Genomic DNA, 23,935 nt, shown 5'->3' with positions numbered 1-23,935 from the left:
CATTTCATCCAATTAAGCTGCGTTCTACTATACTTTCAAACTCAAATCAATAATTTTGCTTACTTAAACCTCACATTACTGAAATTCCCATTCACAACAATTTTACACTCAGGCGAACCCTTTCCAATTTTTCCTGAGTAGCATTTTGTAGGGTTAAAAGAATAATGCTCTTGTTTTTTCGACTCTGTTTCGGTATTTCTTGAAAACGAAACTCCTTTATCGTTTGGATAACTAAAATTTCCGTAATTAGCCTTCACTTCAAAATCATAAGCTGCGGCATCGTTCAAAGTCAGATTAATTGGAGAATAATTGGCGTTGATATTCAATTCTTTGACGTTTTTACCCAATTCCCCTAATTTAAAACCACCCGAAAACTCTAGTTTCAAATTTGAAGATTCATTGATTGTGCCAATAATTCCACTTGAATACGAAATCTTTGCATTCAACTTTCCAACCTCTTTAATATCAATTTCACCGAAACTATTATTAAAAATTACATCATCGGCACGCTCCATTTTGATGCTCGAATAAGAGGCTCTTAACTTTCCACCCGCCATAGATTTGATGCTTGAACCTTTACAAAATTCTAAATTTACCTCAGAATTTGGATTCGAAATTTCCTCGGCAATCAATTTTCCGTAACTCTGATTCACCACCAACGATGCCGTAAAAATTGGCAAATAAGTATTACCGAAAGAGTTTTTCACCTTCAGAACTGTTGATTTAGGCATAAATACCTTATAATCAATGCGGAGTGAATTTTTCTCACCATTACCCGACTTATTCCAAGTGTTATTGCTGTATCGGCTATCTTCACGGTCAATAGTGGTTTTTATACTCACCATACCATCAGATTTTTTGCCCACCACATCCACATTTCTGATGTAATCTTCTGCACGCTCTTCAGAACTTGCGTTGGCCAAAATCATTACCTCTACTTTAACTTCATTCTTTTCCCAAAAACTCACCTTTACATCACCAAACTGATTATCAAGTGAAACTTTATCGCTTCCCGAAAGTGGATACGCAAACGTGATACTTTTGTGGCGTTCTATCCATTCGATAGGTTTACACTCTTTGCCGGGGTCTTCTCCATTATTGGCGAAAGATATAATCGTTATCAGCGAAAATAATATCGTCAGCTTCTCTTTCAATCGAGTATTAGGAGAAGCCAAATCAAACCATCGTGTTAGTCTTTCCATTTTTTGCTTCTTTAATTTTCTGAATTATTTGTAATTGCTGATTCAATAAATCAATCTGCATGCTAAGATTATCTATCATTGCTTTCAGTAATTCCTCTTGATTTGGATTCTTCGGTAATTCCTTACGAAGATTCTGGTAATTGTAGTCGAGCACTGTCAGTTCAGTATCAAATTGATGATACAACTCTGGGTCTTCTTTCTCTAATGCCTTTAATTCTCCACGTTTCTCCTCAACCAACGATGTAAAATGTGTAAGTTCCTTAGCATAAGATGGACTCAAGGCCATAATATCTGGATTTTGTGCAGCAGGTTTGGCGTATTGGTAGCCTAAGTAACTAATCAATAAAAACACTGCAAAACCCGCAACCATCCCTAAGGCAAATTTAGGTTTACTGCCAATCCAGTTTTGGAAGCCCACCATCTTACCTTTGGGTTTGGTAGGATTAGTTTTTGCTTCTATTTTCTTCCATAAATCGACCGATGGTTCGTAATCATCAAACGACTCACGGTTGTCTCGAACAAATCTTTCTAATTGATTATTCATACTATACTGCCGCCTCGCATTTTAAGCGAAACTTTGATTTAAAATATTAGTTAATCACCTATACATAAAATGTTCATGTATAAGTTTTTATTTTTTCAGAAATTGGCACTCATGAAATCCAATAACCGCTTCTTTGCCCGCATGTATTGTGTGCGAGAAGTAGATTCGGTAATGCCTAAAATTTTACCAATCTCTTCGTGGTCGTAGCCTTCAAACAAATATAATGATAACACTACTCTAAAACCTTCGGGTAAATGCTCCATGCTTCGCTTGATTCGCTCAACCTCAAATTTTGTATCTTCTTCATCAACATAACCCGTCTGAGCATCGGCTATGTCATATTCATCTCCACCAAACTCTTCAATATCAACAAACTGCACTTTTCTGGCTCTAAGCTGGTTAATAGCTTTATTGACCACAATTTGCTTCAACCAAATGCCAAAAGTAGATTCCTGTCGAAAATCTCCAATTTTGGCAAAGGCATCAATAAACGACTCCTGCAAGACATCTTCAGCCTCGCCTACATGGTTCAGTATCCGCATACAAATACTAAACATAGCCTTTGAGTAATGCTTATACAATTCGTATTGAGCCTTACTTTCGCCACGCTTGCATCGCTCGACCAAGTCGTAATGCTTATTGATGAAAATAGTGTTTGTCAGAAAAGTTTAGTGTTTAAAGATTCGACTAAATGACAATCTGAAAAATAAAATGTTGCATGAAACGCAAAACAATTTTAAAAATTGTTTACAAATCATTAATTATCAACAAATTATATCAAAATAAAAACTGAATAGCCGATAAACTTAAACCCAAACCTAAGAAGAAACCAGCCACTACTTGTGCAGGTGTGTGTGCATTAAGGGCTAATCGTGCCGAAATAACATAGCCCCCTAAAATCGTAAGAAAAAGCATTGGCATAAATAAATTATGCTCGCCAAATTGTACTAAAATACCTGCTAAGGCCCCCAACATTCCTCCAACGCCAGCAGCGTGTGCCGAAATTTGCCACCATAGGCTAATAATTCCTACACAAAGTATTACGGCAGCAATGCTCCATAATACAAAGCCGCAAGGATACAGCATGGAGTTTTTTGAATATAAAAAATAACCTAAAGCCGTATAGATAATGGCCGTTACAAAATATGGAATTCGGCGGTCTTTTAGGTTTTCAAGTTTTAGGCTACCAATTATACCCCATCTTTTGAGTAAGTAAACAAAATAAGCAGGTAAAAGAAAAGTATAAATAAATACAAAACCAACTACAGCCAATTTCATTAAAGGCTCAAGCGGCTCAGCTCCCAATGGTGCAGGCGATAAGAAAAGAAGTATCAGAAATAAGAATGTTGGCATCAACAATGGATGCAACAACATTGATAAAAAATTTGCTAAACGAGTATTCAATGGGTAATCTATTTTTTGCCAAAGTTATTAAAATACAAGCGGTGCACAAAACGAAGTTCATCGTAAAAGTTTTTAAAATTAACCGAACTAAAACCCAAACATCTTCGTTATTTTCTTGCAAACAAAAATATTAGGTCTAAACTATTGGATATTAATCTGAAACCTAACATCTTTGCATCCTATTTTAAGAAAATGCATATTCGTCTCCCCATAACGCCTGTTCGACGATTCCGATATATTAATATCAGGCAGTAATTTTTTTGCCTTCTGGCTTCAGCAAAGTTTTCTTATTTTTTCAATTTAAACATTTTAGGATACAGCGTCTCCGTTTGAGGGAAAGCCCAATAAATGACGATGAATAATTCAGCAATCACTTCCGAAGTTACATATATTGTTCAAGTTGCAAACGAAAGCCACTTTCATTTAGCACAAACCATTTGTGATGAAATGGCCGAGAGTGCCAAAGCTCGTGGTACTGGTATTGCCAAACGTTCGCCCGATTATCTAATCGAGAAGATGCGTGAAGGTAAAGCCATCATCGCCCTCACTGATAAAGGCGAATGGGTTGGTTTTTGTTATATCGAAACTTGGGACCATGGTAAATTTGTAGCAAACTCAGGTCTAATTGTGCATCCAGAACACCGCAAGAGTGGGATAGCTACTCGCATTAAGCAAAAAGCATTTGAGCTCTCACGCAAGAAATATCCTGATGCAAAAATCATCGGTTTAACAACCAGTTTGGCCGTAATGAAAATCAATTCAGATTTAGGCTATGAACCAACTACTTTCAGCGAGCTCCCTGCCGATGATGCCTTCTGGAAAGGTTGCTCGAGTTGTGTAAACTATGATGTTTTATCGCGTACCAATCGTAAGCACTGCTTATGTACAGGAATGTTGTTTGACCCCGTTGAAGCAAAGAAGAAAGAAGAAGCTGGTAAGAAAGAAGACGATTGGGATTTCTTAACAGAATCACCATTATATGAGCGTTGGATGAGATTCAAGCAAAGAATATTATTACGACGCGAAGAACGTCGAAAAAAAAAATTAGAGGAAGTGGAATTGATGGCGTAATTAATACAATCAAGGGCAGGATGGAATAAAAATCATAAAACGTGCTACACTTTGAAGTGTAGCACGTTTTGTTTTAAAGCATTTTATATCGCGTAATCGTACTATATTTGCAGAAAAAACCACTTCATGAATACCAAACCCTTACCTAAAGACTACCTAAAACTCCACCTCATTGTTGTTATATTAGGTTTTACAGCCATTTTGGGTCGCCTAACCGAAGTTTCTACTTTGGGTGTTGTATTTTTTCGCACCTTTTTAGCGGCCACAGGAATGTGGGCAGTTGCTCAATTTCAGAAAAAAAGCCTAAAAATTTCACTTGCTCAAGCTTGGCCTTTGCTTGGTGTGGGGGCAATCATGTCGTTTCACTGGATTTGCTTCTTTGGTTCGGCACGTGCTTCGACAGTAGCGGTGAGTTTAGTTACTTTTTCAACAACTTCGTTTTTTACGAGTATCATTGAGCCTTTTGTGCGTAAAACCAAAATTAGCTGGGTAGAAGTTATATTAGGAGTTTTAGTAGTGATGGGCATGTATTTTGTATTTACTTTTGAAGGGAAATACATTGTGGGCATTCTAATTGGCTTGGTTGGAGCTTTACTCTCTACCGTATTTTCGGTCATAAATGGGCAATTTGCTCAAAAATATGATGCTCAAACAGTTACTTTCTACGAAATGGTGGGAGCATTTGGGGCAATGTGGATTTATATACCAATCATTATTTTTGCTTTACCCAATGAGCATTTTCAACTTATTCCGACTAATTATGACTGGCTTTGGATTGGTATTTTAGGTTTGGTTTGTACGGTTTATCCTTACAACGAAATGATGCACTTGCTGAAGAAAATCTCAGCCTTTACCCTCAATTTAGCCATTAATATGGAGCCTATCTACGGAATCATTATGGCCTACTTTATCTTCGGCGAAAGCGAAAAGATGACCTCAGGGTTTTACATTGGTGGGATACTGATTCTACTCTCGGTGGTATTACACCCATTTTTAAAGAAGAAATAGTCAAAATACTTCGCATATACTCAAAACCAAAAAGCCTTTCCGATTTCTCAGAAAGGCTTCATTGATAATAACCGCAAAAATATTATTTTTTACCGTAACGTTTGTTGAATTTATCAACACGTCCTGTAGTATCGAGCAATACGTTTTTGCCAGTGTAGAATGGATGTGAGTCAGAACTAACCTCTACTTTGTAAACTGGGTATTCGTTGCCATCTTCCCAAACGATTGTTTCTTTCGTATTTGCACACGATTTCGTGATAAACTTGAAGTTAGTTGACAAATCCCAGAAAACAACTGGTCTATAATTTGGATGAATATCTTTTTTCATTACCTTATTTATTGAAATTTCTATTACTTTTCTAAAACGGACTGCAAAATTAGAAATTCAATCTGAAAAAAGCAAAAGCTATACAAATTTTTAGCGTTTTTTTTCAGATATTTTTAGTTTTTTAAACCATTTCGCCATTTCTTTTCCGAAAAAACATCAAATATTTATAATCAAGGTTTTAGGTTCGAAAAAAATATTCTATTCTCATACAACTTTCCGCAGACATTTTGCATTTACATCATAGAAACCTCTGTTACTAAACGCTTGATTGCAAACTCTACCATAGAAAGCTTACGAAGCAAAGACCCTGCTGCTCAGAAAAAAGTTTTTGAGCAATATGGCAGCTTTTTGTATAGAGTTGCTTACCGTTATGTACGAGACCGCATGACGGCCGAAGATTTAGTAGTAGATGCATTTTTAAAGATTTTCGAAGGTGCCCATAATTTGCGTTTTGATAATTTACGCTCATTTGAGGCTTGGATGAAAAAGATTGTTGTTAACGAAGCTCTCATGCTTTTACGGAAGCAAGCGAGTTTTCAACTAATGCCCGAAAGTGAAGCAATTGAAATTGGAGTTGACGATAATGTTTTAGATAATATTTCAAGTGATGAAATTTATCAATTAATTGCCGAACTACCAGATGGCTACCGAACCATATTCAACCTTTTTGCTATTGAAGGATTTTCACACAAAGAAATTGCCGAACAACTCGGCATCAATGAAGGAACATCTAAATCACAGCTAAATCACGCCCGAAAATTATTACAAAAAAAGATTTTATTAAGGAGCGAAAATCATGCAAGCAGAAGAATTTTATAGGAATATCCAACAAAAAGTCAGCGAAGCTGATTTGGAGGAAGCGGCGTTTCCTGCATGGGATAGGCATGACGTGTGGCAACGCATTGAGCAAAAACAAAGCAAAAGAAAACAGCCTTTTATGTGGTGGAAAGCAGCCGCAGCCAGCATTGTATTGTTGGGCGGAATGGGCATCTATTTTTATACGAATACCGAAAAACCTGTTAATCAGGCTAGTAATGATACTATTTTATCGACACAACCTAATGTTACGCAAACTACTAAATCTACACAGTTTTTAACTAAAAATAATCTTGAAATTTCTCATGCCGTTCAGAGAAGTATTCAAAAGCAAACAAGCCAATTAAACAACCTGACAACGACAGATGAAATAATGGTGGTAACCGAATCAATAAGACCTGAAGAAGTAAAGAATGAAGTTGCTGCTATTGAGCCAACAGGAGCAACAACAGAAATGCCAAAGGTTGAAACTACCACTTCAGAACAAGGTTTTAGGTTTATTCCTTTTCAAAGTTTTGCTGAGCGTAGAGCTGCTCCACCGAAGCGTGAAAGAGTAGCCATTCTCGAAATTCCTGATGATGAGGAAGAGTACAACCAAAATCAAAGACGAGAGAAAAGGGGTGGATTATTGACTCGTTTCACAAGAAAAATCAATAAAAAATCAACAGAAATAGACGAAGAATTACCTTCAGTTGGCGGTCGACCAAATAAAGTTTGGGCTTTCGTAAAAGAAAGTCTTAAAAACGAAACGATGGCCGTTGATACAACTGGACGATAAAAGGGGCGAACGGCGTGTTCGCTCTTCAAAAGACTTACTAAACTCTTCTCTCAATCATCTCTCCCACTGCTCGATGAATAAATTTTTTGTTTTAATACTACTGCTTATTGCACAACTTTCATACGCAGAAAGTACCGATGTTGACTCAATTGTGGTGAATATTGGAAAACGCAAACGAATTGTGCTTTGGGGAGAAACAAAAGATGACTTAAGAGCTTTGGAGAAATATGACCTCAATAGAATTGTGGTGCAGATGAACCAAGATTTAGACGAAATGCCCAGTAATGTGCGTAGAAGTTTCCGACAAGATTATGAAGGCAATAGCTATACTAAAGAAACATCCCTGCAACGCCAACTTGAAGCCATGACCTCTTGGCAACGCCTCAAGCGTAATACTTATTTGAATTTTTCTGTAGGTTTAAATTCTGCTAATTATCTGACAGTCAACACTATTACCTATAACCCTTTTAAAATGACGGAACAGCTCTTTCGTCAGAATTTTCTCACATCACCCAGCATTAGTATTGCTTTGATGCGTCAAGAAAGCTTTACACGAACAGGACATAAAGAAATTGTTTTACGCTATGGGTTTGATGTTAGTTGGTATCGCTTACATAGCATGAGTACCAAACGAAACTCTTATTTACTTCGCCTTAATAGTCTTGATAATACCAAATACGATACAGTAGCTGTCTATCGTCCAGCCAAGAGTGGAGATAATTATTATACCGTAGAAAATCTAAAATCGGGTTCAAGTATTAATAATCCCCAACTCGAACAAGCTGGTTTTGCTCCTTACACAGCAAATCAGACCTTATTATATACCGATTTTAAGATTGTCCCAACCATTAATTTTTATGGTCAAAACAACGAAAAGACATTTCATTTTGGCATTGGAGCATATATCGGTATGTTATTGCAAGGAAGTAGGAACTACAAAGAAATAAAATCACTCAACAGGCAAGAAACCAAAATTAGTATTAAAAATAAAGAAAATCCTTACCGCTACGGAATCATTCTAAACGTCGGGTATGGCATTGTAAATGTATTCATGGAAGCCGATGTGAAGAGCGTTTTTATCAATAGTTTCGACCGCTCTTCTGCAACCCAAAATATCACAACCATCGGGCTGCGATTTGGGAGGTGAAAACAGACGAAACATCCATATTAAGATTTCTACCAATATTTAGTGCCTAACGGCACATTTTATCAAATTTTCATTCCCTCAGAGTCTCCCAAAAGCACGTAGATGACTCGGAAATAATGGAAAGAAATTAGAATGAAGTTCGAACACTCAGAATATTATGGCTGTTGGCTTGAGATTTGGAAGAAGAAAAAGAAATTTCAATAGTATCTTTGAAAAATCTTTTAAAAAAAAATCCATTTTAAATTTTTCTAAGCAATCTTCATGAAAATACACACTAAAGCCCTCGTACTTACTTGTTTTTGTTGCATTATTTTGGTGTTCCACACATTCGCCCAACCTAAAAAACAAAAAGAAATTGCCGTAATTGGCTATTACGCAGGTAATAGTACCGACATCAACCAATACCCAGTTGATAAACTTACGCACATTATTTTCTCATTTTTGCACCTTAAAGGTAATGAATTGAGGATTGATAATGCCAAAGATAGTCTAACAATTAAACGTTTGGTTGAACTAAAAAAAACAAATCCAAAACTAAAAGTTATTTTATCTTTAGGAGGCTGGGAAGGTTGCTACACTTGCTCGGGAGTTTTTGCTACTCTAAAAGGTAGAGAAGAGTTTGCAGCTTCTGTAAAAAAACTCTTGGTCTCGTTTAATACCGATGGCCTTGATTTAGATTGGGAATATCCTGCCATTGCAGGGCCTCCGGGACACCCATTTATGCCTGAAGACAAGCAAAATTTCACCGATTTAGTGAAAATTCTTCGAACCACTTTTGGCAATAAATATGAACTTAGCTTTGCAGCAGGTGGATTTACCAAATACATAGAAGAATCTGTTGAATGGGAGAAAGTAACTCCCCTACTCGACCGAATTAATCTGATGAGCTATGATTTAGTACATGGATACAGCGAAGTAAGTGGTCATCACACAGGCCTGTATTCTACGCCTCAATTAAAAGAATCTATTGATAATGGTGTAAAAATGCTCCTTGCGAAGGGTGTTCCTGCTGATAAAATTGCCATTGGAGCAGCCATGTATGGTCGAGTTTTTAAGCTAAGTGCCACCGAAAATAACGGACTTTACCAACCTTGTAAATTCGAACGAGGGGTTTCGTATAATAGCCTAGAGAAATATTTAGCCGAACACAAAACCTACAAAAAATTCTGGGATTCAACAGCTCAAGCTCCTTATCTGTTTTCGGAAGAAGAAAAGCTATTTTTCTCTTACGATGACCCTGAATCAATGAAGCTCAAAACCGAGTACGTAATCAAGAATAAGCTTAATGGCATTATGTTTTGGCAATTAAGAGAAGATAAACCACAAAACGGCCTACTCGAAGTGATTGATAAAACACTCAAAGGGAAATAGATTCAAAATTACGAATGACGATTGGTTGTTTACCATAACCATTTGACATAAAAAAAGTGCCTCGGTACCTGTCGAAGGTCGAGACACTTTTTTATTCATAATCTGTGGGCTATCATCCACTAATCATTTTTACTCTTATTTCTTAGCGATTCTGTAAAGGCGACCTTGGTCTGTTACAGCATACAAAGCTCCATCTTTCCCTTGTGTTACATCACGGAAACGTTGATATTCTTCTGTAAGTAATCTTTCTTCACCAACCACTTTATTATTTTCAATAACTAAGCGAGCAATGTGCATTCCACTCAAACAACCAATAAATAAGTTGTTTTTCCATTCAGGAATCATGTTTCCGCTGTAGAAAGTCATACCACTCGGAGATACCGATGGATCCCAGTAATAAACGGGTTGTTCCATACCTTCTTTTTGTTGAATGGTTGGATTACCAATTTTCTTACCGCTATACTCAATACCATAAGTAATTGTTGGCCAACCGTAGTTTTTACCAGCTTCCACATGGTTTAACTCATCGCCACCTCTTGGGCCAAATTCATTCGAAAATAATTCGCCAGTTACAGGGTGGAAAGCTAAACCTTGTACATTACGGTGTCCGTAAGAATAAAGTTCAGGTCTTGCTCCTTCTTTGCCTTCAAACGGATTTCCAGCCACTGGCTTTCCTTCTTTTGTAATGTGAATAACTTTTCCTAAGCCCGAATTAAGTTGTTGAGCTTGCGGGCGTGTAACCAGGTCAGAACGCTCACCTGTACTCAAGAAAATATTACCTTTTTTATCAAAAACTACTCTTCCACCATAGTGAAGTGTACCTTTGTGAGCAGGTGTAGCACGATAAATCACCGTAGCACCTTCGATTTTAGTTTCATCTTTCGAAAGCTTACCCTTTGCTAATGAAGTGAGTGTACCACCCTCAACATTTTCAGAAAATGCCCAATAAATCATACGATTTTTTTCAAATTCTGGGTCTAAAGCAAGTCCTAAAAGCCCACCTTGACCATCAGAATTTACGGCAGGAATACCAGTAATTGCAGGACTTAATTCGCCAGTAACTTTAGCAATTCTCATGACTCCGCTTTTCTCAGTAATAATCAATCGGCCATCTGGCAAACTTTTCACACCCCACGGAGAGGTAAGCGATTCTGTCAAAACTTTTGCTGCGTAAGGTGTGGTGGTTTTTACAGCACCTATTCTGGTTTGTCCAGCAAACGCAGGTTTATAATCTGAATTAGGAGCTTTTGTTTCTACCGAATTATTGGCATTTTGTGCACACGATGCATAAGCTACAGCACTAAAAGCCAACGATAAAATGATATTCTTTTGCATTTTACTAAAGGTTTATAAAAATTTAAGCCAAAATACTATTTATTTCATGTAACTCTGATTCGCTAAACGAAGTATTTTTTAGACATTCAAGTGAGTCAGTAAGTTGTTCAGGTTTACTTACACCCAAAATTACTGAAGTAATACGAGGGTCTTTTAATATCCATGATAAAGCCATTTGTGCCAAATTTTGACCACGTTGAGCGGCTAAATCGTTGAGTTTAATTACTTTATTTACGTTTTCTTCCGTGATGCGATTTTGCTCCAAAGCTCCATTTCCTCGGCCCGATGCTGCTCTAGAATCGGCAGGAATACCTTTGATATATTTGTTCGATAATAAGCCTTGAGCCAATGGTGAAAAGGCAACGCAACCAGTACCATTTGTTTCTAAAACATCTAATAGCCCACCTTCAACCCAACGGTCAAACATTGAATATTTCGCTTGATGAATGAGGCATGGCGTACCCAAATCGTTTAAAATCTTTATTGCCTTTTCGGTATCAGTTGCACTATAATTTGAAATACCCACATAAAGTGCTTTTCCTTGACGCACGATTAGGTCTAAGACAGCCATTGTTTCCTCTAAAGGTGTTTCTGGGTCTGGGCGGTGGTGATAAAAAATATCTACATAATCTAAACCCATACGCTTTAGGCTTTGGTCTAAACTCGAAACTAAATATTTCTTCGAACCCCATTCACCGTATGGCCCTTCCCACATATAAAAACCTGCCTTAGTTGTAATAACTAATTCATCACGATAAGGTTTAAGGTCTTTTTTTAATACTTGACCGAAGGTTTCTTCAGCCGAACCCGCGGGTGGACCATAGTTATTAGCTAAGTCGATGTGTGTAACACCTTTATCAAATGCCAACTTGAGGATATTTCTAGCATTTTCGAAATTGTCAATTCCACCGAAATTATGCCAAAGGCCCAATGAAAGAGCAGGTAATTTTAAACCACTTTTTCCACAACGTCGATACTCCATTTCTTGGTATCGTTGCGGCGATGCTGTATAATTCATAGTAATTTATAGGTTTTGTGTAAATTAAACGTTTTCTAAAATCAAAATACCAACATAGATTTGTAATTGATTTGCAAAGTTGGTGGTTCTTTTCAGAAAAAGCATTGAACTGGGACAAGAAAAGTTTTACAAATTTAAATTTTAGCCTTAAGTCAATTTCCTTACAAATATGCACGAAAGCATCATAAACTATATTTCAAAGTTTGTAAGCCTTAGTTCAGAAGAATTATCGGTGGTAGAATCGTGCATGAAATTTCGGGAAATACCAAAAAAAATTCTGCTACTGAATGCAGGCGATATTTGTAATTTTGAAGCTTACGTACTCAAAGGTTGTATCAGAGAATACTTTATCGACCATCGTGGGCAAGAACTTACACTCGAATTTGCGGTAGAAGATTGGTGGGTAAGCGATATTACCAGTTTTGAGAATCAGCTTCCCAGTACGATGTATATTGAAACCTTGGAAGACTGTCAATTATTAGTGCTTTCGAGAGAATCGAAGGATGAATTATTGGCACGCGTACCGAAATTAGAACGCATGTTTCGCCTAATGATTCAACGGCATTTAAGTGTACTGCAAAAACGTTTATTTCGAACTGTTTCTTATACTGCCATGGATAAATTGGAAGAATTCACGAAACGTTATCCATCGCTTTCGCAACGAGTACCACAGCATTATATTGCTTCTTATTTGGGTATAACACCAGAGTTTTTGAGTAGACTACGAAACCGTCAGCTGAAGGTAAAATAAAAGGCATTGCTCGATAATCGAACAATGCCTTTTCAATATCAATATATAAATTATTTATACATTACTTTTTTCACGGCATCTACCGTACGTTTCACGTTTGGTAATGTTGCCTCGATAAGCGTTGGAGCATAGTGAAGTGGAATATCCATGTTATTTACACGAATCACTGGTGCATCTAAATAATCAAACGCATAACGTTGTAAATGATAAGTAATTTCTGATGAAATCGCGGCCAAAGGCCAAGCTTCTTCAACTACCACACAACGGTTTGTTTTCTTTACTGAATTGATAACAGTTGCATAATCAATCGGACGAACTGTGCGTAAGTCGATTAATTCTACTTTGATACCATCTTTCTCTAACTCAGCAATAGCAGGAAGAACAACTCTTGGAATCATTTTTCCGAATGAAACGATTGTTACATCAGAGCCTTCTTTTACTACATTGGCTTTACCAAGTGGAAGAATATATTCGCCTTCTGGCACTTCGCCTTTATCGCCATACATTTGCTCCGATTCCATGAAGATAGTCGGGTCATTGTCACGAATTGAGGCTTTCAATAAGCCTTTGGCATCATAAGGGTTGCTTGGTACTACTACTTTTAAGCCTGGTGTATTAGCAAACCAGTTTTCGAAGTTTTGTGAGTGTTGAGCACCTAACTGACCAGCGTTTCCGGTTGGGCCACGAAATACAATCGGACAAGAATATTGACCTGCCGACATTGCCATAAATTTGGCAGCAGAGTTAATAACTTGGTCGATAGCAACCAATGAAAAGTTAAATGTCATGAACTCGACAACTGGACGCAAACCGTTTACGGCTGCTCCAACACCGATTCCTGCAAAGCCTAATTCAGCAATTGGGGTATCGATTACTCGTTTTGCACCGAATTCATCTAACATTCCCTGACTTACTTTATAGGCACCGTTGTATTCGGCTACTTCCTCGCCCATCAAAAATACGTTCTCATCACGACGCATTTCTTCTGATAGGGCTTCACGGAGGGCTTCTCTAAATTGTATTTCTCTCATTTTTTCGCTTAGAATTTTGCATTTTGCGAGCGTAAAATTAGTACATACGCCCCGAAACTCAAAACAATTCGATTTAAGAATTGATGTTTCGTGAATTTATCTTACTCAATACATCTTTTTAAAAGGATAAAACACTTAAAATCAAGTATTTAAAATAATTTTTTCAAACATTTATATCTCATAGTGAATCTACCATCCAGAAATAAATTTTGGAATTAAACCTACAAAAAAGAAATAATGTTACTAATACCTGATAAATTAGTCCAATTTTTGCTTATAAATAGTTTTGACAAACAAATGATAACAATTTTTAATTAACCCATTCATATCTCTTTAGTTTTTTAAAGACTTATGAATCTCTATACTATGAACAAAAATATATATTCGATTTTTATAATGTTTATTTGTTTGAGTTTTTCAAAAACGAATGCTCAAATTATCAATAAGATTAATTCACCTAAAGACCCCAAACTTAAATTAGGCTTATCTACTATTGCCAATATGCCCGCTGGTGCCACACCAAGAAATATAGCGAATTATAACTTGTTTTCGTTCAAAGGAGAAACGGAAAAGAAAATATTAGTAGATATTATTTCTAATGATAATAGTCTAAAAAAGACACTCATCAATAATGGTGCGGAGTTGGTATCAAGTTTCAATAATAGAATCACTTGTTGGTTAGAAGTAAGTAAAATTAATGATATTTCGAAAAATACAGCCATTAGTTGGATTCAGCCTGTACTAAAACCCATTCATAATGCTGCCTCAATTAATCCCCCCGTTCGTACGCAAGGTGATGCGGCACAACGCTCAGATATTGCCCGCCAGCTAACTGGTTTAAATGGCACAGGTGTAAAAATTGGCGTTTTATCAGATAGTTATAATAATTTGGGTGGGGCAGCCAATGGTGTAAATAGTGGTGAATTGCCCGGTACTGGCAATCCACTTGGTTATACAACGCCCGTAACAGTTTTAAATGATTTGAATGATAATTCAGGAAGTGATGAAGGCAGAGCTATGCTCGAAATTATTCATGATATTGCTCCTGCCGCAGAATTATATTTTTACACGGCATTTCAGTCGGAAACCGATTTTGCGAATGGAATTAGAGCTCTAGCTGACGCAGGCTGTAAAGTAATAGTTGATGACGTAATTTACTTCGATGAACCCTATTTCCAAGATGGAATTATAGCCCAAGCCGTTGACTATGCTGTAAATGTGAAAGGTGCTACTTATTTTTCTTCAGCAGGTAATCAGTCGAATTTATCCTATGAAGCCCCTTTCAAGGCCTCAACTTATCATCCTTTCAATGATGATGCCATTGCTCACAATTTTGGTTCAGCAGAAAATCCAGTGTACTTTTTACCGATAACTGTCGGTAGTAGAGGATTACTAACAGCCTTTCAATGGGATGAACCTTATTTATCAGCAGGTAATGGCTCGGCGGGTTCGGCTTCTGATTTGGATATTTTTGTTCTTTCAACTACTGATAATATCACCTATACAGTTGAAGCTGCTTCCTTTGATAACAACATCGGGGCCGACCCTTTTGAAATCTTTGAGTTTAGTAGAACTGGCACTTTTTATATATTAATCACAAAATATGCTGGTCCTGCTCCTACTAGAATTAAATTTATCGACTATGCTCGCTTGTCTTGGGATGCCACCCCATCAACCATTGAGGGCATAAAATCGGGTACTACTACTGGACACGCAAATGCCGAAGGAGCCATTGCTGTTGGAGCCGCTAGTTATGATAAAACCCCTGCCTTTGGGGTTAATCCTCCACAAATAGAATATTTCTCGTCTAGAGGAGGAACATCCGTTTTATTTAATGCTTCTGGAAATAGATTGGCAAGTCCAGTCGACCGTCGAAAACCAGAAATTGTTGCACCCGATAGAGCTAATACTTCGTTTTTTATTCCTGGATACGATTACGAGGGCGATGGCTTTCCGAATTTTGCAGGAACTTCAGCAGCGGCACCTCATGCAGCAGCAGTTGCGGGATTGATGCTTCAAGGAAACCCCTCGCTTACATCAACTACCATTAGACAATACCTCATTAAATCATGCGTAGATATGGACGACCCCAACACTTCTGATTTTGATACTGGCTTCGACTATGCAACTGGAGCAGGCTTAATCAAAGCAGATGAGGCAGTTCTTTCAACACTAAACCCTAATTGTCCATCAACAAGTATTACAATCACACGTTCCACAACTTTCTGTGAAGGAGATTCAGTGATTCTTAATGCAAATATGGCTAATGGTTATATTTTTCAATGGCAAAAGAATGGTATTGATATTTCAGGAGCAAATCAAGCACAATTAGTCGTTAAAAGTACGGGGCAATATTCTGTAAATATTACTAATTTAGATTGTACCTTGCCTTCTCGAAATATTGATATAACTGCACTTTTTGCAGTTGCCCCTCCCATCACAATTAATCGAACGATTGAAGTGGGTACACTACTCACAAACGGAAATGGCTTACAGGCTACCGCTTTTTGTCCTACCGAACAAACAGCCACTTACGCAGGCCCAAGTATTGGCTATGATGGTAATAGAAAGAGTGGCCCCGACCCCACTGCTTCCATCAATGGAATTAACGGAAAAATTAAGTATGTACGCATCTCTATTACTTGGCAAAAGCGTAATGGCGGCACAATCAATGATTGTGGAACAACAGGTGGAGCGAGTTACCCCTACAACAATGAAGTCTCATTTAAAATCAAAGGGCCTGACAATACTATTATAAGTTTATTAAACCCTGACACTTACGCAGTTGGTCGAACTTCAAGTGGACTTGTGACTACCGTTTTCGATGATGGAGGAATTACAGTTGGCACAATACCCAACTCAGGAACTTTTAAACCAGTTCAACGGCTTTCAAATTTAAACGGCAAAGACCCTAACGGAATTTGGACACTACTGGCCAACGATAACGGTACTTTAGACCCTCTTTGTGTAGAATCATTTTCCGTAACTGTATTTACAGATGCGAGTGGTTCTTCGAGTACAATTACATGGTGGGATTCTCCAAGTGGTGGCCTTCTATTAACCAGAGGGAATGAACTTATACCCGAAGTAAGTTTACCCGGAAATTATACATACTATGTAGAAGCTGCATGCCCACAAAGTACGATTCCATGTCCGACAAGTGTGAGAAAAGCAGTAACGTTAAATATTACTCCTTGTAATTTTAAAGTTAATTTTGATTATGTAAAAGCTGGTAACCCATTTACTTTCAAATTCCCTTTAAAGGATAATATAGTGATTGCTGCATCTGAAGAACAAACGTCTATTCTTGTAAAACCTTCATGCGAAGCTACGAATATTGAAAGTTTTAAACTACAACTTACAGGTCCTCCTCCTTTCGAGTCATACCAAACCGTTGAAAATATTTTTTACTATTCATTATTCAATAATACTGGTGTAAACGTTCTTGGAAGGATACTCCCAGTAGGAAGCTATACCCTTACAGCCACTGGATATAGTCAAGATAATGCTACTGGAAATATCCTATACGGGCCCGTAGTAATACATTTTACAATTGTACAAAATTCAGCCACCATCAGTGCTCCGATATTAGCAAGCACCACCCTGTGTGCAGGTTCGAACTTTAGTTTAAATTTTAATGCTACAGGAAGTTTCGATGCTTCTAATCAATTTGAGGCACAATTATCCGATATAAATGGTATATTCGATAACCCATTGATTATTGGTAGTAGTGCAAGTATAGGAAGCATTAATTGTAGCTTACCCATTGGTTTGACAGAAGGAACCGATTATAAGATTAGAATTGTTTCTACAAATCAGACTTTGGAGAGTATAGCAAGCACCTCTTCGATTAGTATAAACAAATATCGAGTTACACTAAGTAGCCCAGCCAATGATATCAACAACACCAGTACCCAGATAAAGGTTGGGGGAATTATTAATGCTACAAACAAGATAAACTCATCGACGAATGCAAACTATCAAGCAGGCAAAGCCATCGAGCTCAACGCTGGCTTTGAGATAAATAACTCTATTTTTAAAGCAGAAATAAAAGGTTGTGGAAATTAAGCAAGTTAGAAGCCCAGAAGAACGCCCCAAGGTAAGATTTGAGGAAGTAATTTTTCTGCGTGTCTAAAAATTTGAACATTTGTATTTTGATAACGCTTTTTATTATTGATATTGGGGAATGTTTTATAGATTTTAAAAAGATTTTTCAGCTTGTTAATTCATGAAGTCAATTAATATTCGACCAGCAATTTTAATTATCGAAAATCAACAACTTCTTACTATGCAGTATAACTATAGTGGGCAAGATGTGTATAATTTACCAGGGGGAAATTTAGAATTAGGCGAACACCTAAGTGATGCACTTGCTCGTGAATTAAAAGAAGAATTAGGACTTGAAATTAAAGTTGGTCAATTAGTTTTAGTAGGGGAAGTTTATTTCGAAGAGCGAAAAAAACATACACTTCACTTACTATTTGAGGGACAAATCATTGATGGTATTCCAAGCATAAACCCGCAAGAAACCTCAGCACAAAGCGTTCAATGGATAGATATTGATAAACTTCAACAAATAAACCTTTACCCAAATTTAAGTCAACAAATAATAGAATACCTGAATAATCAATTAACTAATAAATATGTAGGTAAAATCAACCAACAGTGGTTCTAAGATTATTGATTAGCTTTTAACCGTCGAACTTTCGGTGTGTAGAGGTATATCAAGGCAATGATAGCAAAACTACCCATTGCTGCAAACGCTATCGGGAAACGACTCGCATCATTTCGATAAATCATTGCTGATAAAAATGCCCCTAAACCAATACCTGCTTCGAGCGAAATATACATCGTTGCTAATGCACGTCCTCGATTTTCTTCTTCGCATAAATCTATCGTCCAAGCTTGGGTAATTGGCGAAATAACACCTAAAGCCAAGCCAAAAAGTATAGCCGAACCAACAAAAGTATAAACATTATTTGCAATGGCAGGCAACATCATGCCTATAATTAAAACCATACAAGCCCATCGAAGTACCGAAACTCGACCATTTCGGTCGGAGAATTTCCCCGCCACAACTCTTATAAACAACGACGATAAAGTGTATATCATAAAAAATATTCCTTTGTTTTTCAGCCCCACAAATTTGGTCAAATCGGGAGCCAATGTAACGATAGCCCCATAGCTAAAATATGTTAGAAAGATTACCACAGCGGCTGGTAAAACACTTGAGTCGAAAACATCAGCCTTCGTGATTTTAAGCGAATTAAGCGTAAATTTCTCTTGCTGTTCTTTAGGAAGCGTTTCTTTCATATTATAAAGAATCGCTATCGAAATTAAAGCAAACATTGATGAAGTATAGAACAAAATATTGAGTGAAAATGTAGCAGCAATCCAACTTCCTAAGGCTGGTCCAAATGCCATTCCTAGACTTCCCATGAGGCCGTGCATCCCCATGGCTTCGCCCCGACGGTGAGCTGGTACAATATCAGCAATGTAGGCTGCCGTTCCAGTAGGTTTAAAACCTGTTGAAAATCCATGCACTAAACGCAAAAAAAGAAAAGGGTAAACTGCCGTAACCAAGGGATAGAAAAATCCACAAACAAAGCAAACCAACGAACCAAAAGCCATCACAGGTACTCGACCAATGCGGTCAGTAAGACGCCCACTAAACGGCCTTGATAACCCTGCTGTGACAGTAAATAAACTAATGATAAGTCCTTTATAATCTGCACCACCCAAACTCGTCAGATAGTCAGGAAGTTCGGGCACAAGCATATTAAAACTTGTAAAAAAAACCAACGAACTAATGCAGAGTAGCCAAAATTGTAGCGAAAATATACTTTCAGATTGTTGTTTCATAAAAATCAAAAGCCTTTAAAGCCCCACCAAGTTTTCAAAAATAAATAGGCATTCTGACCTTTTTGAAGAATCTTTTCGCAAAAATACGGTCTATTTATCAAACAATAAAGGTATTTTTATATCAATCTCATTCATGATTTATTTTATCATTTCTAAAAAAAACATATTTTTTTTAAACCTTACGCAACGCTTACAGTCAAAATATACGTCTAACACAACAGAGCTCTGAATTTCAAATTAGATTTCACAACAATTTTTATGGAAAGATATATACAAAATAAATTTTCAATGTATTACTATCTTAAATTAACCAAATCAAAATGAAAACCAATCTTCTCAAGATTACAGCTCTTAGTATTGCTTTAGGAGTGGCTTTAATCGCCTGTGATAAAACAAATAGTACAATCACATCAAGCGACCAACTAGCCAATGCCGTAATTGACAATCAAACGGCTAACGAACAATCTGAATCCGCTTATGAATTAGTTGATGACGCCACATTCTTACCATTTGGGGGTAGAAATTTCCGTGAAACGGCTGATATTACTGGTGGTGGTAACGGTTTCTTTCCGATGTTAGGAATGGGTTGGAATCGTCCGTGGAAAGGGAAAGATGCCAATTGTGCAACAGTTACAAAGACTGTAACAAATAACGTTATCACAATTGTATATGATTTTACAGCGGTAGCTGGTGGGGTATGTGGTGAAACTCCTGTGGGTGGTAAAATGACTATCTCAATGCCAGTCAAACCAGATTCAACTTTCTCAGGAACATTAGTTCGTACGGTTACTTATGATAACTTAAAGCGTGATTCGCTTACTATAAACGGTACACATACCATTACAACAACTTTAGCTAATGGCAAGGCTACTTCTAGTGAAAAATTAGCTAAAATGAGTATCTTGAACTCAAAATCTGGTAAAACTATCACTTATACAAGTACACGTTCAAGAGTAGTAGATAATAAAGGTACTTTAAGCCGCAACGATGATGAATACTCAGTAACTGGCTCAACCAATGGTAGCTCAAGCGATGGAACTACATTCTCAAGTAATATTACTAAAGCACTTATTACTAAAAACTCTTGCTCAGATGCTAAGGGCTTCCCTGTAAGTGGAACCGAAGAAATTGTAGCGGCAGATGGCACGAAGAAAATAGTTGATTATGGTGATGGCACTTGTGATTTAAAATATACAGAAACAACTAATGGTGTAACTGTAGAAAAAGAAAGAACGAGAGGAAAAGGTGGTAAAGGAAAGAAGTAAGAGTGTATTCCTCTGATTTAACAGTTGAATTTTTCAATTTTTCATAGAACAATAGAAAAAGGTTAGTAACACGTTTAAATGCTCAGAAAGCGTTGCCAAAATTTTGGCAACGCTTTTTTTATTCGTCAACTAAAAGCGTTTTCTTTGTAGTAGAACTAAAAATGAACTCTTATGAAACAATACGTAGTAGTAGCACAAGATGGCCGTGATACAGAAGCATTAGACCGCCGCATGGCAGCACGCCCCGAACACCTTGCTGGTGCAAAAGCACTAAAGGCAAATAATAATTTTATTGTTGGCGGAGCTATGCTCAATGACGATGGGAAAATGATTGGCTCAGTAATGATTGTACAATTTGAGAACGATGAAAAAATGAAAGAATGGTATGACAACGAGCCATATATCCAACAGGGCGTTTGGAAATTTGTAGAAGTGATGCCATTTAAAGTAGCTGATATATAAAAACAAAAGATGAAACGCTATTCAACCTTATTCTTAGGCTTAAGCATTTTATTATTAAATGCTTGTCAAAGTAAAACCACTACCCAAGAATCAAAACTTCCAATTGAAGGAACGTGGAAACTTCTAACAGGTACTATCATCGAAAAAGGTGATACAACGATTACTTCTTATACCGAAAACGTATCTTTTATTAAAATTATCAACGGAACACATTTTGCGTTCTTGAAGCACCCACTCCCAAATAATACCGACTCAACCGCTACTTTTGATGCTGGTGGTGGAAGTTACACCCTAAAAGATAGTACTTACACTGAGCATTTAGAATATTATAAGTTAAAGGAATGGGAAAATAATAAATTTGAGTTTACTGTAACTATCAAGAATGACACACTGATTCAGAAGGGAATTGAAAAGGTAGAAAAAGCAGGAATCGAAAGGTTGAATATTGAGAAATATGTAAGAGTGAAATAAACAATAATACCATGCTCGACCTCCAACATTTTATTTTGTTTGTCTTAGCTGCTCTAATGCTCAATATTACCCCTGGTAATGATATGATTTTTGTCATTTCTCGCAGCCTCAGCTATGGCACACGTGCAGGCGTTTATGCAGCTTTAGGCATTGCATTGGGTTGTTTCGTACATACTTTTGCAGCAGCGGCGGGGCTTTCGGTAATTATTCAGCAATCGGAGGTCTTGTTTAATATTATTCGATACGCAGGTGCAGGATATTTGATTTACATCGGAATCAAAAGTTTCATGGAAAAACCTACGGCAATGGTATTTAGTCAAAGCGACAATAATAAAAATACCAATCTAAAAATTCTTCGTCAAGGAACAATTACCAATGTCTTAAACCCCAAAGTTTCATTATTTTTCTTGGCATTCTTACCACAATTTATCAATCCACAAGTCGAAAATGTATCTACACAAATTCTACTTTTAGGACTTTGGTTTAATTTTTCGGGAACAGTTGTCAATATACTCATTGCCATACTTTTCAGTAAGGTGATTGCCAAATTGAAAAACTTTCAAAGATTTTGGCAAATACAAAACAAAATTTCGGGGGCTGTTCTGGTAGGCTTGGGCCTACAAATTGCCTTAAAAAAATAATCTATTCGATTACATTTACTTCAAAAACAAAATGAAAAAAATCATTTTTTTATTCTTGACTAGCTTCATTGGTTTCGCACAAACCGAAACCATTATTGCCATCAAAGCAGGCCGATTGTTTGATAGCGAACGAGGTGTATTTATTGATAATCAAACAATTATCGTAAAAAACAATCTAATTTCAGAAATTGGCTCAAACCTGAAAATTCCAGCTAATGCTAGCATTATTGATTTAAGTAAACAAACCATTTTACCTGGGCTCATCGACTGCCACACGCACATCACGGGTCAACCCGAAAACTACATGGAAGACCTCTTCCGTAAATCACCAATTGACGTGGCAGTTACAGCTCATATTTATGCTAAACGAACGCTCGAAGCTGGCTTCACTACTTGCCGCGATGTAGGTGCCCTTGAGTATGTAGATATTGCTCTCCGTAATGCTATCAATGCAGGTAAGGTTGCAGGGCCTCGCCTCTATGTTGCAGGCCCTTACATTGGTGCAACGGGCAGCCATGGCGATATGAATGGCTTTTCACCTTATGTAAAAATCCACCAAATTGGTTCAGTGGCCGACGGTGTTGATGAAATCAGAAAGCAAGTTCGAACCAATATCAAATACGGAGCAGATTTAATCAAATTTGGTGCAACTGCAGGCGTACTTACTGAAGAAGAATCGGTAGGAGCTCCGCAGTATTCGCAAGAAGAAATGAACGTAATGGTTGAAGAAGCCAAAATGTGGGGCAAAAAAGTAGCCGCACACGCACATGGAACTGAGGGAATAAAAAGAGCTGTAAAAGCGGGCGTAGCCTCTATCGAACATGGAAGCTTTATCGATGAAGAAGGAATAGAATTAATGAAACAAAAAGGAACGTATTTGGTAGCTGATATTTATAATGATGACTTTATTTTAGCTGAATATGCTAAATTGGGTTTCCCACAAAAAATCATTGAAAAAGAACGTATGGTAGGTCGTACACAAAGAGAAAACTTTCAAAAAGCAGTTAAAGCGGGTGTAAAAATAGCTTTTGGAACCGATGCGGGTGTGTATCCTCACGGCGATAACGCTAAGCAGTTTTTCTATATGGTAAAATATGGCCTGACTCCCGTACAGGCCATTCAATCAGCAACTATCAATGCAGCAGATTTGATTGGAGTAAAAGATAAAATTGGTTCGATTTCAGTAGGTAAATTTGCCGATATTATCGCCGTTGATGGTAATCCTGAGCAAGATATTACTGTAATCGAAAAGAAACTCTCTTTTGTAATGAAAGATGGCGTTGTTTATAAAAAATAAGTTAAGAAACTTGGCTTATCTCGAATTTTAAAGAATTGTTACTCATTGCAGTCAGTTTTAACTGTAGCAATCCTGAATAAAAACAAATTTGACTTTAGTCTAAACATTTTCTTTGACTAAAGTCAAATTTATT

The 23,935-nt window shown here is 37.2% G+C and carries 24 protein-coding genes; 15 read left to right on the top strand and 9 right to left on the bottom strand.

Annotation, left to right across the window (positions count from 1 at the left end; all coding sequences use genetic code 11):
• Positions 1-59: 59 nt before the first annotated feature.
• From A6M55_RS14655 to A6M55_RS14645, 3 genes are all read right to left on the bottom strand, one after another.
• On the bottom strand, positions 60-1,202 hold the full coding sequence (locus A6M55_RS14655; RefSeq protein ID WP_064198307.1) for a DUF4097 family beta strand repeat-containing protein: 1,143 nt from the start codon (positions 1,200-1,202) through the stop codon (positions 60-62).
• Complete coding sequence (locus A6M55_RS14650) at positions 1,177-1,746, bottom strand: hypothetical protein (protein ID WP_015029287.1); 570 nt, start codon at positions 1,744-1,746, stop codon at positions 1,177-1,179. Before A6M55_RS14650 ends, A6M55_RS14655 begins: the two co-directional genes overlap by 26 nt.
• A 95-nt stretch (positions 1,747-1,841) precedes the next feature.
• Positions 1,842-2,372 carry an RNA polymerase sigma factor gene (locus A6M55_RS14645; RefSeq protein WP_229235545.1) on the bottom strand — a complete coding sequence of 177 codons (531 nt, stop codon included), beginning with the start codon at positions 2,370-2,372 and terminating at the stop codon, positions 1,842-1,844.
• On the opposite strand from A6M55_RS14645, the gene A6M55_RS17645 reads away from it, so the two are divergent.
• Positions 2,316-2,441: a hypothetical protein gene (locus A6M55_RS17645; protein WP_255364425.1), complete on the top strand. Its 126-nt coding sequence runs from the start codon at positions 2,316-2,318 to the stop codon at positions 2,439-2,441. The two genes, A6M55_RS14645 and A6M55_RS17645, sit on opposite strands and share 57 nt — an antisense overlap.
• Positions 2,442-2,523: 82 nt before the next feature.
• On the opposite strand, the gene A6M55_RS14640 is transcribed toward A6M55_RS17645, so the two are convergent.
• Positions 2,524-3,150, bottom strand: coding sequence for a phosphatase PAP2 family protein (locus A6M55_RS14640; RefSeq protein WP_156511075.1), 627 nt, complete (start codon positions 3,148-3,150; stop codon positions 2,524-2,526).
• Between the two features lie 348 nt (positions 3,151-3,498).
• Here A6M55_RS14640 and A6M55_RS14630 point away from each other — a divergent pair, with 348 nt between their 5' ends.
• Both A6M55_RS14630 and A6M55_RS14625 read left to right on the top strand, forming a co-directional pair.
• Positions 3,499-4,221: a GNAT family N-acetyltransferase gene (locus A6M55_RS14630; RefSeq protein WP_409012489.1), complete on the top strand. Its 723-nt coding sequence runs from the start codon at positions 3,499-3,501 to the stop codon at positions 4,219-4,221.
• A gap of 126 nt (positions 4,222-4,347) precedes the next feature.
• The gene (locus A6M55_RS14625) at positions 4,348-5,229 is read left to right on the top strand and encodes a DMT family transporter (RefSeq protein ID WP_064198304.1); all 882 of its coding nucleotides are present in this window, start codon (positions 4,348-4,350) and stop codon (positions 5,227-5,229) included.
• An 82-nt stretch (positions 5,230-5,311) separates the two neighbouring features.
• On the opposite strand, the gene A6M55_RS14620 is transcribed toward A6M55_RS14625, so the two are convergent.
• Entirely contained in the window at positions 5,312-5,557 is a 246-nt protein-coding gene (locus A6M55_RS14620) for a type B 50S ribosomal protein L31 (RefSeq protein ID WP_015029282.1), read from the bottom strand.
• A 264-nt stretch (positions 5,558-5,821) separates the two neighbouring features.
• Between A6M55_RS14620 and A6M55_RS14615 the strand changes: the two genes are divergently transcribed.
• The 4 genes from A6M55_RS14615 (at position 5,822) to A6M55_RS14600 (ending at position 9,669) form a co-directional block, all read left to right on the top strand.
• Positions 5,822-6,376 carry an RNA polymerase sigma factor gene (locus A6M55_RS14615; RefSeq protein WP_015029281.1) on the top strand — a complete coding sequence of 185 codons (555 nt, stop codon included), beginning with the start codon at positions 5,822-5,824 and terminating at the stop codon, positions 6,374-6,376.
• Positions 6,354-7,151 (top strand): hypothetical protein, encoded by a 798-nt coding sequence (locus A6M55_RS14610; protein ID WP_064198303.1) that lies wholly within the window; start codon positions 6,354-6,356, stop codon positions 7,149-7,151. Before A6M55_RS14615 ends, A6M55_RS14610 begins: the two co-directional genes overlap by 23 nt.
• 73 nt (positions 7,152-7,224) lie before the next feature.
• On the top strand, positions 7,225-8,298 hold the full coding sequence (locus A6M55_RS14605) for a hypothetical protein (protein WP_064198302.1): 1,074 nt from the start codon (positions 7,225-7,227) through the stop codon (positions 8,296-8,298).
• Between the two features lie 261 nt (positions 8,299-8,559).
• Positions 8,560-9,669, top strand: a complete 1,110-nt coding sequence (locus tag A6M55_RS14600) for a glycoside hydrolase family 18 protein (RefSeq protein ID WP_064198301.1) — start codon at positions 8,560-8,562, stop codon at positions 9,667-9,669.
• A 135-nt stretch (positions 9,670-9,804) separates the two neighbouring features.
• On the opposite strand, the gene A6M55_RS14595 is transcribed toward A6M55_RS14600, so the two are convergent.
• The gene (locus A6M55_RS14595) at positions 9,805-11,004 is read right to left on the bottom strand and encodes a PQQ-dependent sugar dehydrogenase (protein WP_064198300.1); all 1,200 of its coding nucleotides are present in this window, start codon (positions 11,002-11,004) and stop codon (positions 9,805-9,807) included.
• Between the two features lie 22 nt (positions 11,005-11,026).
• On the bottom strand, positions 11,027-12,022 hold the full coding sequence (gene mgrA, locus A6M55_RS14590) for an L-glyceraldehyde 3-phosphate reductase (protein WP_064198299.1): 996 nt from the start codon (positions 12,020-12,022) through the stop codon (positions 11,027-11,029).
• Between the two features lie 169 nt (positions 12,023-12,191).
• Here mgrA and A6M55_RS14585 point away from each other — a divergent pair, with 169 nt between their 5' ends.
• Positions 12,192-12,773 carry a Crp/Fnr family transcriptional regulator gene (locus A6M55_RS14585; protein WP_064198298.1) on the top strand — a complete coding sequence of 194 codons (582 nt, stop codon included), beginning with the start codon at positions 12,192-12,194 and terminating at the stop codon, positions 12,771-12,773.
• 50 nt (positions 12,774-12,823) lie between these two features.
• Here A6M55_RS14585 and A6M55_RS14580 read toward each other — a convergent pair whose 3' ends face one another.
• Positions 12,824-13,804 (bottom strand): pyruvate dehydrogenase complex E1 component subunit beta, encoded by a 981-nt coding sequence (locus A6M55_RS14580; RefSeq protein WP_015029274.1) that lies wholly within the window; start codon positions 13,802-13,804, stop codon positions 12,824-12,826.
• A gap of 366 nt (positions 13,805-14,170) precedes the next feature.
• Here A6M55_RS14580 and A6M55_RS14575 point away from each other — a divergent pair, with 366 nt between their 5' ends.
• Entirely contained in the window at positions 14,171-17,872 is a 3,702-nt protein-coding gene (locus A6M55_RS14575; RefSeq protein WP_197491717.1) for a 3-coathanger stack domain-containing protein, read from the top strand.
• Between the two features lie 160 nt (positions 17,873-18,032).
• Positions 18,033-18,479 (top strand): NUDIX domain-containing protein, encoded by a 447-nt coding sequence (locus A6M55_RS14570; RefSeq protein ID WP_082893041.1) that lies wholly within the window; start codon positions 18,033-18,035, stop codon positions 18,477-18,479.
• A gap of 2 nt (positions 18,480-18,481) precedes the next feature.
• Here A6M55_RS14570 and A6M55_RS14565 read toward each other — a convergent pair whose 3' ends face one another.
• Positions 18,482-19,666: an MFS transporter gene (locus A6M55_RS14565; protein WP_064198296.1), complete on the bottom strand. Its 1,185-nt coding sequence runs from the start codon at positions 19,664-19,666 to the stop codon at positions 18,482-18,484.
• A 320-nt stretch (positions 19,667-19,986) separates the two neighbouring features.
• Between A6M55_RS14565 and A6M55_RS14560 the strand changes: the two genes are divergently transcribed.
• From A6M55_RS14560 to A6M55_RS14540, 5 genes are all read left to right on the top strand, one after another.
• Complete coding sequence (locus tag A6M55_RS14560; protein WP_015029270.1) at positions 19,987-20,931, top strand: hypothetical protein; 945 nt, start codon at positions 19,987-19,989, stop codon at positions 20,929-20,931.
• A gap of 171 nt (positions 20,932-21,102) precedes the next feature.
• A complete protein-coding gene (locus tag A6M55_RS14555) occupies positions 21,103-21,393 on the top strand; it encodes a YciI family protein (protein ID WP_015029269.1) in 291 nt (96 codons plus the stop codon).
• Between the two features lie 9 nt (positions 21,394-21,402).
• A complete protein-coding gene (locus A6M55_RS14550; RefSeq protein WP_015029268.1) occupies positions 21,403-21,864 on the top strand; it encodes a hypothetical protein in 462 nt (153 codons plus the stop codon).
• Between the two features lie 11 nt (positions 21,865-21,875).
• Entirely contained in the window at positions 21,876-22,505 is a 630-nt protein-coding gene (locus tag A6M55_RS14545; RefSeq protein ID WP_015029267.1) for a LysE family translocator, read from the top strand.
• Positions 22,506-22,536: 31 nt separating this feature from the next.
• A complete protein-coding gene (locus A6M55_RS14540) occupies positions 22,537-23,802 on the top strand; it encodes an amidohydrolase family protein (protein WP_015029266.1) in 1,266 nt (421 codons plus the stop codon).
• Positions 23,803-23,935: the final 133 nt, after the last annotated feature.

The sequence above is a fragment of the Emticicia sp. MM genome, assembly GCF_001649495.1.
The sequence above is the reverse complement of the archived record's forward strand: the minus strand, read 5'-3'. Positions and strand labels throughout refer to the sequence as shown.